The sequence below is a fragment of the Bradyrhizobium ferriligni genome (genome assembly GCF_056837965.1).
This window is the reverse complement of sequence record NZ_JBXEJO010000061.1, coordinates 1-14459: the sequence shown is the minus strand read 5'-3', so window position 1 is coordinate 14459 and position 14459 is coordinate 1. Positions and strand designations below refer to the sequence as shown.

The following is a 14459-nucleotide window of genomic DNA, read 5'->3' as shown; positions in this document are numbered from 1 at the left end:
GTCTGGTCAGATGAAGCGATGGCCGTGCCTCATTGCGGCTTCTGGTATTTCAGGACGAACTCGTCGATCGGCACCGGTGCCTTGAAGACGGGAATGTCCTTGGGGTCCTCCGCATGATGCAGGAAATCGCCCTCGGCCACCAGCTTGAAGCCGGCCGCCTCGATCTCCTGCTTCAAGGTGCTCTCCTCGATCCGGTGCAGCGTCTTGGCGACACTGGTGCCTTCGCCCGCCTTGGCCGAGTGATCCGCGATCACGAGGAGGCCGCCCGGCTTGAGCGCGGCGAACATCTTCTTGTTCATCGCGGCGCGGTCGACCGGCAGATAGGTGATGTCGTGATAGAAAAAGAAGAAGGTGATCATGTCGAGGTCCTTGACCTCGGGCGGGATCGGGTCGTCATAGTCCCGCACCACATGGACCACGTTCTTCATCGCCGGCGCCTTGGCGCGGGTGTCGAACTTGTCCTTGACGAAGCGCTCGAGCACGGTCGCGGAATCCTGCGCGTAGACCTTGCCCGACGGGGCGACGGTGCGCGCCAGCAGTTCGGTGCTGTAGCCGGCGCTGGCCGCCATGTCGAGGATCGTCATGCCGGGCTTGACGCCGGCAAAGGCGAGCATCTTGGCCGGCTGCCGGCGCTGGTCGACCTGGCGATCCGCATCGCTGCGATCGGGTGCGGCGACGATCGCGGCGTAGTCGGGATTGGCGGCGTCTTCCGCGCGAACCTGAGGGACGGCAAGCAGGGCGGCGGATACGAGTGCAATGCAAGCGGCCGCACGTAGGATCGATCTGTTCATGAAATAACCCCGGGCTTTTCGTTGGCCTCGAACATAGCAGTCGGGACATGACAGTTCACCGCTTCACTGGCGCGACCGACGCGATCGTGATCAGGTCGTTGGAAGCGCTCTGGGGCGCGTGACCCCCGAGGAAATGCGGTGTTGCGTTGCACGGCGAGGCGTGGCTAGCATCGCCGGACGGGGCCGATTTTACGAAGCCAAAAACGAAAACGACGGGGAGCCGGACATGACGACGCAAGCGACGTCCAAGAGGACGTCAGAGGGGACGCCGAAGGGCGCCTGGCAAATCACCTTCCTTCTATTCCTGTTCATGGTGGTGAACTTTGCCGACAAGATCGTGGTCGGGCTCGCCGGCGTGCCGATCAAGAAGGAAATGGGCCTCACCCAGGAGCAGTTCGGCGATCTCGGTTCGTCATTCTTCCTGCTGTTCTCGATCTCGGCGATCGTGGTCGGCTTCATCGTCAATCGCGTCGCCACCCGCTGGGTGCTGCTGATCCTGGCGGTGATCTGGTCGCTGGCGCAATTTCCGATGGTCGGCACCGTCAGCTTCACGACGCTGGTGATCTGCCGCATCATCCTCGGCGCCGGCGAGGGGCCGGCGTTCTCGGTCGCCGCGCACGCGATCTACAAATGGTTTCCGGACGAGAAGCGCACGCTGCCGACCGCGATCCTGTCGCAGGGCTCCGCATTCGGCGTGATCCTCGCCGTGCCCGCGCTGAACTGGATCATCGTCAATCACAGCTGGCATCACGCCTTCGGCGCGCTCGGCATCGTCGGCCTGATCTGGGCCGTCGCCTGGTTCGCACTCGGCAAGGAAGGGCCGCTGGTGTCGACGTCTGCCGTGACGGCCGACGAGCCGCGGATTCCTTATTTGAAGCTTTTGACCTCGCGCACCTTCATCGGCTGCGTGGTGGCAACCTTCGGCGCCTATTGGGCGCTGTCGCTCGGGCTCACCTGGTTCACGTCCTTCATCATCGAGGGGCTCGGCTTCTCGCAGCACCAGGCCGGCTTCGTCTCGATCCTGCCCTGGATCTTCGGCGCGACGATCGTGCTGCTCACGGGGTGGATCTCGCAGCTGATGCTGACGCGCGGCTTCACCACCCGCGGTGCGCGCGGCGTGCTCGGCTCGGTGCCGCTGATCGTCGGCGGCGCCATTCTCGCAATGCTGCCCTATGCGCCGCCCGGTGGGATCATGATCGCGCTCCTTGTGATCGGCTCGGGCCTGTGCGGCTCGATCTATGTGGTGTGCCCGCCGATGCTCGGCGAGTTCACGCCGGTGTCGCAGCGCGGCGCCATCATCGCGATCTACGGCGCGCTCTACACGATCTCGGGCATCCTGGCGCCGATGGTGATGGGCAATGTGATCCAGCACGCGGCCACGCCGATGGCCGGCTACATGTCCGGCTTCACCATCAACGCGGCGATCATGGCCGGCTCCGGCCTGCTCGGCCTGCTGCTGCTGTGGCCGAACACCGAGCGCGCGCGCCTGACCGGCACGTCGCAGCCGGCAGACACGATCAAAGGCGCGATGTCGCCGACGTAAGGGGCGCACCCTTAGAGACTTGCTGCACCTTGCCTCTCCCACAAGGGGAGAGGCGGGTGTTTGCCGCGACTGTCTTGTCTTAATTCAATCCCCGCGCGCCGCGGACGAGCTTGCCCGGGCGTGCGCCGGTGGCCTTGCCCTCGCGCTGGGTCACGATGCCCGACACGATGGTGGCGTCATAGCCGTCTACCTGCTGCAAGAGGCGGCGGCCGCCGACCGGCAGGTCGTAATGCACCTTCGGCGGGTGCAAATGCAGCCGGTCGTAATCGATCACGTTGACGTCGGCCTTGAAGCCCGGAGCGATCACGCCGCGATCATGCAGACCGACCGACAGCGCGGTCTTGCGCGACTGCGCCGCGACGACGAACGGGATCGAGAGCTTCTCGCCGCGGCTGCGGTCGCGCGTCCAGTGCGTCAAGAGATAGGTCGGGAAGCTGGCATCGCAGATGATGCCGCAATGCGCGCCGCCGTCGGAGAGGCCGGGCACGGCGCTCGGCTCGCGCAGCATCTCATGCACGGCGTCGAGGTTGCCGTCGGCATAGTTCAGGAACGGCACGTAGAGCATGCCGCGGCCCTCGTCGGTCAGCATCGCGTCATAGGCGAGCTCTTCCGGCTGCCGGCCCTGGCGGCGCGCTTGCGGCCCGAGCGCATTCTCCGGGGGCTGCTCATAGTCCGGCGGATTACCCAGGAGATACATCTTGTCGTAGTTCGGGCGGAAGAACAGCGGATCGTCGGTTGCCGTTGCGCTCTCGCTCAGGATCGCCGCGCGCACCTCGGGCCGGCGCAGCTGCGCGAGCCGCTCGGCCAGCGGTAGCCTGGCGATCTCGCGATAGCTCGGATGGGTCTGGAACGGGTTGCGCGACAATTCGAGCCCGAGCAGCAGCCCGACCGGCCGCGCCGCGATCTGGGTCGTGATCGACAGGCCGCGCGCGGCGGCTTCATTGATGGTGTCCATGGTCTGCCGCCAGCGCCGCGGCGCCTTGTCGGCCTGGGCGACCGAAAACGAGATCGGGCACCTTGTGTTCTCGGCGACCCGCAGCATCATCGGCAGGTCTTCGTGCACGGTGCTCTGGTCGAGCACGAATTGCAGCACGCTGCGGCCGACGCCGTGCATCGCGCCGGCGATCGCGGTCAGTTCATCTTCGCCGGCTTTCAGCGTCGGCGTGTAGTCGCCGGTCGAGGTGCGGTGATTGAGCGTGCGCGAGGTGGAGAAACCCAGCGCGCCCGCGCGCACGGCGTCGCCGGCGAGCGCTGCCATCGCCTTGTTGTCCGCAGCCGTTGCGGGATCGCGGCGCGCGCCACGCTCGCCCATGACATAGACCCGCAGCGCCGCATGCGGCAGCTGCGCGCCGATGTCCATGTCGAAGCTGCGCTTCGACAGCCACTCCATGTAGTCGGGAAAGCTTTCCCACGCCCAGGGAATGCCGGCGGAGAGCACCGGCTCCGGAATGTCCTCGACGCCTTCCATCAGCTGGATCAGCCTGGTGTGATCGCTCGGCCGGCACGGCGCGAAGCCGACGCCGCAATTGCCCATGATCGCCGTGGTCACGCCGTTCTGCGATGATGGCGTGATGTCCTGGCTCCAGGTCACCTGGCCGTCGTAATGGGTGTGGACGTCGACGAAGCCGGGCGCCACGAGCTTGCCGCGTGCGTCGATCTCTTCCGTGCCCTTTGCCGAGACCTTGCCGACTTCGGTGATCTTGCCGCCTGAGATCGCGACATCGGCTTCATAGAGGTCGCCGCCCTTGCCGTCAGCGATCGTGCCGCCGCGGATCACGAGGTCTGGGGTCGAGGTCATGGCATTTCATCCCGAGGCTGTTTTTGGTTGACGGCATCATGGGTCAGCCCCTTATGCTGTCAACTAGCACCGATGAAGCTCTGGGATGCGCGGACGCTGATTTACCAGCTGGGATCGAGCGTTGCCGCCCGGCGGAAATTTGTTCCGCCGGGCAAATCGCCGCGAACCTATCGCGCGCCGAAGAACGCTGTCTTCTGAGTCTCTTCGGCCTGCAGCCTCGCGCGCACGCGCATCAGGTCCTTCCAGCCGATATAGCCGACGAGGCGCTGGTCCTCGCGCGAGATCACAGGCAGATGCGAGACGTTGACCTGCATCAGGCGGTCGGCGAGCCGGTCGAGATATTCGTCGGGATAGGCGACGGTGATCTTGCTGCCGGCCAGCAGCTGCTTGAGCGTCGCGGTGCGATGCTTGCCGGCGCGGCGCCAGCGCAGCACCGAGGGCGGGTCGATCACGCCGAGCACGTGATGGTTGGCGTCGACCACGGGAAAGCTCGGGTGACCGGTCTTCGGGTTGGTCAGGAAGGTGGCCGCGCCGTGCAGCGTCATGGTGTCGGAGACGGTCTCGACCGCCTTGGTCATGACGTCGCGCACGCGCGTCAGCGCGAACGGATCGACACGGTACTCGCGCACCAGATGATGGCCGCGCCGCGCCACCTTCTCGGTCAGGATCGAGCGCCGCATCAGCAGCACCGTGACGCCATGCGCGGTGCCGCAGGCCGCGATCAGCGGCAGCAGCACATGGGTGTTGCCGGTGAGCTCGACGGCGAAGAAGGTCGCGGTCAGCGGCGAGCGCATCGTGCCGCCCATCGTCGCCGCCATCGCCAGCAACGCCCAGAAGCCGGGGCTCGCTTCGGGCAAATAGCCGCTCAGCGCCGTTCCCATCGCGCCGCCCATGATGAGGAGCGGCGCCAGCACGCCGCCCGACGTGCCCGAGCCGAGCGCGACCGACCAGATGACCGCCTTCACCACGAGCAGCAGCAGCGCGGCTTTCAGCACCACTTCGCCGCTCAGCATCGACGCGAGGTTGTCATAGCCGACGCCGAGCGCTTGCGGTTCGATCAGCCCGCCGAGGCCGACGACCAGGCCGCCGATCAGCGGCCACCACATCCAGTGGATCGGCAGCTTGAGGAAGATGTCCTCGCAGCCATAGACCAGCTGGGTGAGCACGCCCGACAGCAGCCCGGAAAGGATCCCGATCAGCATCCAGGCGCCGAGCTGCAGCACCGAGATGTCGACGCCGCCGGTGAACGGAAACAGCGGCGCGGGCATGTGCAGGAAGGTGCGCCCGACCGCCGCCACCACGGCGGCGACGGTGACGGGAATGAAGCTGCGCGGCGTCCATTCGAACAGCAACAGTTCGACCGCGAGCATGATCGCGGCGATCGGCGTGCCGAACACGGTGGTCATGCCGGCGGCGGCGCCCGCCACCAGCAGGGTCTTGCGCTCGTTGTCGCTGACCGGGAGCATCTGCGCGATCAGCGAGCCGATCGCCCCGCCGGTCATGATGATCGGGCCCTCGGCGCCGAACGGGCCGCCGGTGCCGATCGACACCGCCGACGACAAGGGCTTCAGGATCGCCACCTTGGGGTCGAGCCGGGAACGGCCGAGCAGGATAGCTTCGATGGCTTCCGGAATGCCGTGCCCGCGGATCTTCTCGCTGCCGAAGCGCGCCATCAGCCCGATGATCAGCGAGCCCGCGACCGGCACCAACACGGTCCAGAGGCCGAGCGGCGAATCCTGCAATTTCAGGTCGGCGAAGCTGAATTGGCCGAAATAGGCGATGTTGGTGGCGAGCTTGATCAGCTGCAGCAGTCCCGCACCGGCCAGCACGCCGGCGGCGGAGACGAACACGGCGATCGCCGAGATCACCACGACGCGGGGATCGGTCGTGAAGTCGCTCAGCAGGTGGCTGGCCTTGTCGCCGATTTTGGCACTGGTCTTGGCGGAGGCGCTCGATTTGGTGGAAATGACGCTCATTGGTGGCGTAAGGCTCGGATGAAGTGGACGCGGCGTCATATCGCATTGCGATATAATTACAAGCGGGAGACATCGAATGGCAGCGTTGAAAGGACCGTCGAAATCGCCGCGGCAGGACCCAAAGCAGGTTCCCAGCCAAGCCGATTACGAGACGCTGTCGCAATTTCGCTATCTGATCCGCCGTTTTCTGGAGTTCAGCCAGGATGCCGCGAAGGCCGCGGGCCTGACGCCGCGGCAGCATCAGGCCTTGCTGGCGATCAGGGGGTATCCGGGCGGCGGGCCGGTTGCGGTCGGCGATCTGGCCGAACGGCTGCGGCTTCGTCACCACACCACGGTCGAACTGGTCGACCGGCTGTCCGAGGCCGGGCTGGTCGAGCGCGTGCTTGATCCCGCCGACCAGCGGCGGGTGCTGCTGAAATTAACCGGCCTTGCAGCCGATCATCTCGCCGAATTGTCGGCGGTCCATCTCGATGAGCTGTCGCGGATCGAGCCGCTCCTGAAGCAGGTGCTGTCGCGACGGTCGGAATGAACGCGTCGCATGCACGACGTTTCGCGCGTCAGGCGCGCGGGATCGCCGTCTCGGCCTGATACGCCGAAGCCTGTGGCTTGCGCTCGGTGACCAGGGCAAGCAGCACGGTCAGCACCATGAACACCACGGAGGCGCCGAACACCCAGTGCGGCATGTGCTGGTCCATGATCCAGCCGAACAGCAGCGGGCTGACGATGCCGCCGAAGTTGAAGCCGGTGGAGACGATGCCGAAGGCGCGGCCGGCGGCGCCGGGCGGCGCCGCGTTGCGCACCATCATGTCGCGGGACGGCGCGATCACGCCGCCGAGGAATCCGGCCAGCCCCATCGCCAGCGTGAGCGCCACCGGCGCCAGGTTGAGCAGCGCAATCAGCAGCACCAGCACGGCATTGACCGCGAAGCAGGCCGCGGCGACCTGGCTGTGGCGGTGGGTCCAGTCGGCGAGATAGCCGCCGGCGAGCACGCCGGCCGCGCTGGCGCCGAGGAATGCGGTCAGCGCGATATTGGCCGTCGAGAACGACGCGCCGTAGCCGCCCATCAGTGCGACCACGCCGAAATTGTTGATGCCCGAGGTCGACAGGCTGAGCAGCGTGAAGAAGGCCGTCAGCACCATCAGCGCCGGCGTGATCACGCTCGCCTTCGGCGCGGCGTCGTCCTTTGACTTGTTCTTGTTGGCGCCGGCATCGGGAATGCCGAGCACGATCAGGAACAGCGCCACCAGCGGACCGACCGCGCCGGCGACGATCAGCGCACCGAGGCCGCCGATCGAGGCGACGAGCGCTGCCATGATCGCGGGCGCCACCGCGCCGCCGAGGAAGCCGGCAAAGGTGTGGATCGAGAATGCGCGGCCCATCCGCGCTTCGTCCATATGAGCCGAGAGGATCGCATAGTCAGCCGGATGATAGACGCTGTTGGCAAGGCCAAGCAGCACCGCGCAGACGATCAGCGACGTATAGCTGAGATGCAGGCCGAGCCCGATCAGCGCGCAACCGCCCACGGTCAGTCCGATCAAGAGGATCTTGCGCGCGCCGATGTGGTCGGCGAGGTAACCGATCGGCGCCTGGGTCAGCCCCGAGACCACCGCGAACACCGTCAGCGCGAGGCCGAGCTCGACATAGCCGACGCCGAGCTGCTGCTTCAGGAACGGGAACAGCATCGGCAGCACGAAGATATGGAAATGGCTGACCCAATGGGCGACCGAAATCCCCGTCAGCGTGCGCAGCGCGCTGTCGGCTTTCGCTTGCTGCGGTGCGGCCAGAACGTCGACCATGTCCTTGAGAACCCCAGTTCCATAGCGTTTTCAAGCGAAGTGGGCACTGGTTCGCGTGAAGAAAACGCGTCAAACAAAATGCCCGGCAGGGCCCGCCGAAAATAGAGATTGGCCGCTAATTGTCCATGAACGCGGGCGCATGGCTGCCCCCGGCGCGGGCGTGCCGGATCGACACATGCGGCATTAAATGCGGCGACAAAGCGCGGCGGCACGGCGATGATCGGTCATGATCGACGCCAAAAAGCCGCTCCAGGTGCTTGTGTCAGAGGGCTCCAGCACCTCCGGCCGCGAGGCGATCACGATCCTGGGGCTGGCCGGCCATCACGTCGAGGTTTGCGACCCCTCGCGCTGGTGCCTAGCGCGCTACTCCCGCTTCGTCCGCAAATACCACCATTGTCCGCCGCTGCGGTCAGATCCGGCCGGCTTCCTGCGCTTCGTCGAGCGCCTGTTGGCCTCGCGGCATTTCGATGTGCTGCTGCCGACCCATGAACAGGGCTTTCTGTTCGCCCGCGCCGCGGCGGGGCTGGCATCACGTTCCGGCCTCGCGCTGCCGGATTTCGCCAGCTATCGCGCCGTGCACAGCAAGGCCGGCTGCAGCCGCCTGCTCGACCGGCTCGGCCTGCCGCAGCCGCCGACCCGGATCGTGAACTCGGCCGAGGAACTGCGCGAGGCGGTGCGGTTTCCATCCGTGGTCAAGACGTCGGTCGGCACCGCCAGCCGCGGCGTCTGGTTCGTGCGCGACGCTGGTGATCTCAATCGCGCGCTCTACGACCTCGAGTCCGCGGACGATTTCGCCGGCGAGGTGCTGGCGCAGGATCTGATCACCGGCACGGTCGAGAAGGCGCAGTCGGTGTTCTGCCACGGCACGCTTGTCGGCTTCCATGCCTACCGCCAGATTGCGGCCGGTGTGGGCGGTGGCGAGGCGATCAAGGAGAGCGTGAGCAGGCCGGCGATCCGCGCCGGCCTCGAGACCATCGGCGCGCATCTTGGTTGGCACGGCGCGCTCTCGGTCGACGTCATCATGCCGCTCGACAGCGCAACGCCGCTGTTGATCGACTGCAACCCGCGGCTGGTCGAGCCGATGAACGCCTTTCAGTCGGGCGTCGATCTGGTCGACTTGCTGCTGCGTGTCTCGCGCGGCGAGACCCCGGCGCCGCTGCCCGAGGGCCGCGCCGGGGTGCGGACGCATCTGGCGATGCAGGCGCTGCTCGGCAGTGCGTCGCGCGATGGCACACGGCGTGACCTGATCCGGGAATGCGGCCGGATCGCCACGGGCGAAGGGCACTATCGGGGAAGCAGCGAAGAGCTGACGCCGGTGCGGCTCGACTGGCTCAGTGCCGTGCCGCTGGCGATGACCACGGCGTTGCTGCTGGCATCACCGCAGATCGCCTCATCGCTGGCGCGCGGCGGCTTTGGCGCGCATCTGCTCGATCGCGGCAGCATCAAGGCGATCGAGGGCGAGGAATTCGGTTAACTCCAACCCGTCGTCCCGGGCAAGCGAAGCGCGACCCGGGACCCATAACCACAGACATTAATTGTTGCGCAGCGTTGGGCCACAGGGTGCTTCAACAACTCAATCCTGTGGTAATGGGTCCCGGCTTTCGCCGGGACGACGTGGGGAATGAATTGTTGCGTTAACCCTACAATGGCTCGTCATCATTGCCGTAGCGGTCGAGCTTCGGCGTGGCGATGTCGCCGTCCTCGTAATAGTCATCGTCCTGCAGCGCTGCGGGCGGCGGAGGCTTCTTCGACTTGTCGTCGGTCTTGTCTTTGGTCTTGGCGCCGTCCTTGCTCGTCTTTCCGGCCTTGGCCATGCGTTTCCCCTGCACGGGTCAAATCAGCTGGCGGAATTCTACTCCAGTTTGCGGACGCTTGTAACGTGATGAGAGGGTACGGCGGGGTCAAACCTCGCCCCACTGGACAGCTCTAAAACGCCGCGCCGGCCTTTACCATGTAGGTGCGGCCGGGCAGCGGATAGGCCGAGAAGCGGCCCTCCGTGAACGTACTCGCGATGGCGTAGTCGTAGTAGAGCGCGTTGAACAGGTTGTTCACGCTCAGCGACCAGAAGAAGCGGTCATACTGCCCGCTCAGTTTGATGTCGGCGGTGGCGTTGCCGGGAATCCGGCTCTGGGTGTTGGCCTGGTCGTTGTCCATGATGCGCGCGCTCCAGGCCCGCACCGTGGCGTCGAACACCAGATAGTTCTGCCAGATATTCCAGGTGACGCCGAGATTGCCGGTGTAGCGCGACACCAGCGGCACGTCGTTGCCGACCCAGATGCCTTCGCGGAACACCGCGCGGGTGATCGCCATGCCGCCGCGCAGGGTGACGCTGTCGCTGACCTTGAGCGCCGCGCTGGTCTCCGAGCCATAGCGGCGGGTGGGGTCGAGGTTGGTGTTGAAGAACAGCACCGGGTTGAAGTGGATCTCGTTGTCGAGATCCATCAGATAGACGCTGGTCTGGACCTGGAAGCGGTTGGTCCTGACGCGAAAGCCGCCCTCGACGTCCTGCGAGGTCTGGGTCTTGAGCTGGAAGGTCTGCGGGATCGGGGCGAAGGTCAGCGGGTCGAATGACGGACCCGACGCGACGCGTTCGTCGACATCAGGCGTGCGGAATGCGCGTGCCGCGCGGCCGAACACCGAGAAGGTGTCGGTCAGGCGATGCTCGACGCCGACATGCAGCGCGTATTGCGTCTCGTTGCTGTCGAGCGGCGCAGCCTGCGCGTCGAACGCGAACGGCGCGCTCGGGTCGTAGCGATCGCGCGCCGAGACGCTGGTGTTCTGCACACGCGCGCCGTAGGAGAAGTCGGTCGTCGGCAGCACGCCGATCGTGTGCTGCCAGTACCCGGCCACGCTCTGCTGCTCGATATTGTAGATGTGGAACGGGTCGACGCCCTGATAGGCGCCGCGCGCCTCGCGGAAGGTCGAATCGTAATAGTCGATGCCGGTCAGGATCGTCGACGGCATCCCCAGCATCACATTCTTGACGCTGAGCCGCGGCGTGAGCGACCAGGTCTGCAGCGCGGCGTCATTGTAGGTCGAAGCGAAGCTGATGGTCGGCACCTTGCCGAAGAAGCCGCTCTGCGTCTCGCGCTGCCGCCAGCCGCCGTCGACGATCAGGTCGACGCCGTTGATCAGCGTCCTGGTGAAGCCGGCGGTGACGCTGGCGGTTTGCTGGTTGGCATAGTCGAAGGGCGTCGCGGCCCCGCGGCGATCGGTGAGCAGTTCGTTGACGCCGATCGACGGATCGACCAGCCGTCCGCCGGGTAGGCCGAGCCTCTGGTCGCTGCCGGTGACGGTGAGGAAGGCGGTGAGATCAGGCGTGGTGTAGTTGATGTTGCCGACGGCGTTGCGCTGGTCGAGCGCATTGTTGACGCGGTAGCCGTCGGACTTGATGCCGTTGCCGTAGAACGAGGTGGACCACGGTCCGGAATTGAGCGCAGCGGAGACCGCGGCCATGCGGGTGTTGAACGAGCCGTATCCGCCCTCGGCCCGCATCGTCGTCGGCGGGCCGCCGACACCGGTCTTGGTGATGATGTTGACCACGCCGCCCACCGCGTTGTCGCCGTAGAGCACCGCGCCGCTGTTGCCGCGCGTGATCTCGATGCGCTCGATGGAATCGAGCGGGATCGTGGTGAGGTCGAAGCCGGCCTTGTCGACGTCGTTGAGGCGGCGGCCGTTGAGCAGGAAGAGGGTGTTGTCGGTCGCGAATGCGCCGAAGCCGCGCAGGTCGACCGAGGTCTTGGCGCCATTCGGCCCGCCATAGGGGGTTTGCAACTGCACGCCCGGCACCTGCGCGAGGATCTCGGGCAACGACTGCACCGGCGAATGCGCGATGTCGTCGGCGGTGATCACGGCCGAGGAGGCGCCGACAATGCCGGCGAACTGGCGGCCGCTACCGCTGCCACCCGTTCCGGTGGCCACGCCGGTTCCTGTCGTGCCAGATCCGCTGCCGCTGCCCGTATTGTTACTCTGCGTGGTGCCCGGCGCCGGGCGGCGCGGCGCCGGCGCTTCGTCGGCGGCCGGCCTGGCGCGCGTGACGTTCTGGTCGCCCGGCTTGGTGACTTCGATCGCCGGCAGCTGATCGGGAGCGGGCGCCTGCTGCGCCCGCGCGGCGGGGACAAGGATAGCCGGCGCGATCACCGTCGACGCGAGCAGAAGCGCGCGGTGCCGCCGATCGAGAGGGAAGGAGAACATAAGCGAGGCCTCGGCAACGTCAGTGGCACGTCACCGCGAACCAGTCTCACCATCGTGCTCACGGCATCAGGTGAAGCTCATGCCTGTACTCCCCGACCGGCATCCTCGCGTGTGACCACGGCTGACGGCAGGTCTCCTGGCTCGCGGGTCGTTACCCTTCGTCGCCTTCCCAGGACCGAGATTCCCAGTGGCCTGTGACGAAGGATTCACCGCATACAGTTGCGGGGGCAGCCGCGGCGTTGGGGAAGTTTCCCCGCACCGCATTCCCTTTTCATCTCATGAAAGAACCGTCATGTTCATCTAGGGTTCGGCCGGGCAGCAAAGTCAATCCGGCGGAAGTCAGGCGACGGCCGGGCGGCCACGGTTTTTGTCGAGTGTCGCTTGTCTGCCACGGCGATCGCTGTAAGAGCATGGATTCAATGAGCGTGCAGGATTTTGCCTTGGCGGCCGAGGTCGCGGCGCGACGCCGGTGGGGCGCCACCGCGGCGCTGCTTGCCCTCGTGGTCCTGCTGCTGGTGATCTCGCTCGGCATCGGGCCGGTGCGGCTGTCGCCGCTTGCGGTGATCGAGGCGCTGTTCGGCGGCGGCAGCGATGTGGCGCAGGTGATCGTGCGCGAGATACGCCTGCCACGCACCATCCTGGCATTCGCGATCGGCGCTATTCTCGGGCTGTCAGGCGCGGCGCTGCAAGGGCTGCTGCGTAATCCGCTGGCCTCGCCGTCGCTGTTCGGCGCGCCGCAATCGGCGGCCTTCGGCGCAGTGCTGGTGATCGCGCTGGGCCTCGCCGATGTGCGCTCCTATGCGCTGCCGGTGGTGGCGATCGTCGCCGCCTTCGGCTCCGTGTTCGCGCTGCTTGCGATCGCCGGCCGCAATGCCGGGCTCTTGATCCTGATCCTCGCCGGGCTCGCGATCTCGAGCTTTGCGGGGGCGGCGACGGCGCTGGTGATGAATCTCTCGAGCAATCCGTTCGTGGTGTTGGAGATCGCGTTCTGGCTGCTCGGCTCGCTGGAGGACCGCAGCTTCCAGCACGTGGCGCTGGCACTGCCTTTCATCGTCGCGGGCGCCGCCATCCTGCTCAGCCAGGCGAGCGCCTTCCGCGCGCTGACGCTTGGCGAGGAGGCGGCGCAGAGCCTCGGCGTCGATGTCGGGCGGTTGCGGCTCCTCGTGATCACGGGCGTGGCGCTCGGCGTCGGCGGCGCGGTCGCGGTCACCGGCACGATCGGCTTCATCGGCCTCGTCGCGCCGCATCTGATGCGTCCGCTGATCGGTCACGATCCGGCACGGCTCTTGGTGCCGAGCGCGCTCACCGGTTCAGCGCTGCTGCTCGCGGCCGATATCGCGGTGCGTATCATCCCCTCGACCTCGGACATCAAGGTCGGCGTGCTGACCTCGATCATCGGCGTGCCGTTCTTCCTCTTTCTGATCATGCGCGAACGCCGCGCGCTCGGCGGAGGCGTGGCATGACGCTGCTCTCCGCCGCCGCTCTCAATGCCTCGCTCGGCAGCCGCAAGGTGCTGCACGATATCTCGCTGTCGCTGCCATCGGGCCATCTGGTCGCGCTGGTCGGGCCGAACGGCGCCGGCAAGACCACGCTGCTGCGTGCACTGGCCGGGCTGATTCCCTCCGACGGCGAGATCCGGATCGGCGGCGATCCGCTGGCGTCGCTGCCGCTGCGCGAGCGTGCGAAGCGCTTTGCCTATCTGCCGCAGGGGCACATGGTGCACTGGCCGCTGCCGGCGCGCGACATCGTCGCGCTCGGTCGCTACCCACACGGCGCGACCGATCCGGCGCGGCTGTCGCAGACGGATATTGAGGCGGTGCTGCGAGCGATGCAGGCGGTCGACGTCACTGAATTCAGCGATCGTCGCGTCACTGAACTCTCCGGCGGCGAGCGCAGCCGCGTCGCGTTGGCCCGGGTGCTCGCGGTGGAGGCGCCGGTGATCCTCGCCGACGAGCCGACCGCCTCGCTCGATCCGCGCCACCAGATCGACGTGATGCAGAAGCTGCGCAACGTCGCCGACACCGGCGTGCTGGTGATCGTGGTGACGCACGATCTCGGGCTCGCCGCGCGCTTCGCCGATCATGTGCTGGTGCTCGCGGAGGGGCGGCTGGCCGCGCAGGGCGCGCCTGTCGAGGCACTGTCGGAGAGCGTCCTCGCCAGCGTGTTCCGGGTCAGCGCCTATCGTGCCGAATTTCGGCGCGAAGCCGTCATCGTGCCGTGGGCGGACGTGTGATGAGGCCACGGCCTTACCACGAGCTTTCACCTCTCCCGCTTGCGGGGGAGGTCGCTGCGCTCGAAGAGCGCAGCGGGTGGGGGCTCTCTCCACTCACAGAGTGTTCATTCTGTCTCTTATACACCTCT

At 66.6% G+C, this 14459-nt stretch carries 11 protein-coding genes and 1 riboswitch; of the genes, 5 read left to right on the top strand and 6 right to left on the bottom strand.

The features are described from left to right. Positions 1-29 precede the first annotated feature (29 nt). Positions 30-791 carry a class I SAM-dependent methyltransferase gene (locus AC1VNY_RS30460; RefSeq protein WP_482407930.1) on the bottom strand — a complete coding sequence of 254 codons (762 nt, stop codon included), beginning with the start codon at positions 789-791 and terminating at the stop codon, positions 30-32. Positions 792-1017: 226 nt separating this feature from the next. Between AC1VNY_RS30460 and AC1VNY_RS30455 the strand changes: the two genes are divergently transcribed. Next, positions 1018-2334, top strand: a complete 1317-nt coding sequence (locus tag AC1VNY_RS30455) for an MFS transporter (RefSeq protein WP_304498301.1) — start codon at positions 1018-1020, stop codon at positions 2332-2334. A 79-nt stretch (positions 2335-2413) separates the two neighbouring features. Here the strand turns inward: AC1VNY_RS30455 and AC1VNY_RS30450 are convergent, their stop codons facing one another. Together AC1VNY_RS30450 and AC1VNY_RS30445 are read right to left on the bottom strand one after the other, a co-directional pair. Beyond that, a complete protein-coding gene (locus tag AC1VNY_RS30450; RefSeq protein ID WP_482407929.1) occupies positions 2414-4132 on the bottom strand; it encodes an N-acyl-D-amino-acid deacylase family protein in 1719 nt (572 codons plus the stop codon). 167 nt (positions 4133-4299) lie between these two features. Continuing rightward, positions 4300-6108: a chloride channel protein gene (locus AC1VNY_RS30445; RefSeq protein WP_482407928.1), complete on the bottom strand. Its 1809-nt coding sequence runs from the start codon at positions 6106-6108 to the stop codon at positions 4300-4302. Between the two features lie 76 nt (positions 6109-6184). Here AC1VNY_RS30445 and AC1VNY_RS30440 point away from each other — a divergent pair, with 76 nt between their 5' ends. Continuing rightward, positions 6185-6637: a MarR family winged helix-turn-helix transcriptional regulator gene (locus AC1VNY_RS30440; RefSeq protein WP_482407927.1), complete on the top strand. Its 453-nt coding sequence runs from the start codon at positions 6185-6187 to the stop codon at positions 6635-6637. 28 nt (positions 6638-6665) lie between these two features. Here AC1VNY_RS30440 and AC1VNY_RS30435 read toward each other — a convergent pair whose 3' ends face one another. Continuing rightward, complete coding sequence (locus AC1VNY_RS30435) at positions 6666-7904, bottom strand: MFS transporter (protein ID WP_482407926.1); 1239 nt, start codon at positions 7902-7904, stop codon at positions 6666-6668. Positions 7905-8130: 226 nt separating this feature from the next. Here AC1VNY_RS30435 and AC1VNY_RS30430 point away from each other — a divergent pair, with 226 nt between their 5' ends. Continuing rightward, complete coding sequence (locus tag AC1VNY_RS30430) at positions 8131-9378, top strand: hypothetical protein (protein ID WP_482407925.1); 1248 nt, start codon at positions 8131-8133, stop codon at positions 9376-9378. 166 nt (positions 9379-9544) lie between these two features. Here AC1VNY_RS30430 and AC1VNY_RS30425 read toward each other — a convergent pair whose 3' ends face one another. Together AC1VNY_RS30425 and AC1VNY_RS30420 are read right to left on the bottom strand one after the other, a co-directional pair. Next, positions 9545-9718, bottom strand: a complete 174-nt coding sequence (locus tag AC1VNY_RS30425) for a hypothetical protein (RefSeq protein ID WP_016846987.1) — start codon at positions 9716-9718, stop codon at positions 9545-9547. 112 nt (positions 9719-9830) lie between these two features. Continuing rightward, positions 9831-12098 carry a TonB-dependent receptor gene (locus tag AC1VNY_RS30420; RefSeq protein ID WP_482407924.1) on the bottom strand — a complete coding sequence of 756 codons (2268 nt, stop codon included), beginning with the start codon at positions 12096-12098 and terminating at the stop codon, positions 9831-9833. Between the two features lie 109 nt (positions 12099-12207). After that, a riboswitch (cobalamin riboswitch) is annotated at positions 12208-12405 on the bottom strand. Between the two features lie 112 nt (positions 12406-12517). Here AC1VNY_RS30420 and AC1VNY_RS30415 point away from each other — a divergent pair. Further along, positions 12518-13561 (top strand): FecCD family ABC transporter permease, encoded by a 1044-nt coding sequence (locus AC1VNY_RS30415; protein WP_482407923.1) that lies wholly within the window; start codon positions 12518-12520, stop codon positions 13559-13561. Next, on the top strand, positions 13558-14331 hold the full coding sequence (locus tag AC1VNY_RS30410; RefSeq protein WP_482407922.1) for an ABC transporter ATP-binding protein: 774 nt from the start codon (positions 13558-13560) through the stop codon (positions 14329-14331). The genes AC1VNY_RS30415 and AC1VNY_RS30410 overlap by 4 nt, the downstream gene beginning before the upstream one ends. Positions 14332-14459 lie beyond the last annotated feature (128 nt).

Coding starts and splice junctions, on each gene's coding strand:
- AC1VNY_RS30460 (WP_482407930.1), bottom strand. CDS start 791: ATGAACAGATCGATCCTACGTGCGGCCGCTTGCATTGCACTCGTATCC.
- AC1VNY_RS30455 (WP_304498301.1), top strand. CDS start 1,018: ATGACGACGCAAGCGACGTCCAAGAGGACGTCAGAGGGGACGCCGAAG.
- AC1VNY_RS30450 (WP_482407929.1), bottom strand. CDS start 4,132: ATGACCTCGACCCCAGACCTCGTGATCCGCGGCGGCACGATCGCTGAC.
- AC1VNY_RS30445 (WP_482407928.1), bottom strand. CDS start 6,108: ATGAGCGTCATTTCCACCAAATCGAGCGCCTCCGCCAAGACCAGTGCC.
- AC1VNY_RS30440 (WP_482407927.1), top strand. CDS start 6,185: ATGGCAGCGTTGAAAGGACCGTCGAAATCGCCGCGGCAGGACCCAAAG.
- AC1VNY_RS30435 (WP_482407926.1), bottom strand. CDS start 7,904: ATGGTCGACGTTCTGGCCGCACCGCAGCAAGCGAAAGCCGACAGCGCG.
- AC1VNY_RS30430 (WP_482407925.1), top strand. CDS start 8,131: ATGATCGACGCCAAAAAGCCGCTCCAGGTGCTTGTGTCAGAGGGCTCC.
- AC1VNY_RS30425 (WP_016846987.1), bottom strand. CDS start 9,718: ATGGCCAAGGCCGGAAAGACGAGCAAGGACGGCGCCAAGACCAAAGAC.
- AC1VNY_RS30420 (WP_482407924.1), bottom strand. CDS start 12,098: ATGTTCTCCTTCCCTCTCGATCGGCGGCACCGCGCGCTTCTGCTCGCG.
- AC1VNY_RS30415 (WP_482407923.1), top strand. CDS start 12,518: ATGAGCGTGCAGGATTTTGCCTTGGCGGCCGAGGTCGCGGCGCGACGC.
- AC1VNY_RS30410 (WP_482407922.1), top strand. CDS start 13,558: ATGACGCTGCTCTCCGCCGCCGCTCTCAATGCCTCGCTCGGCAGCCGC.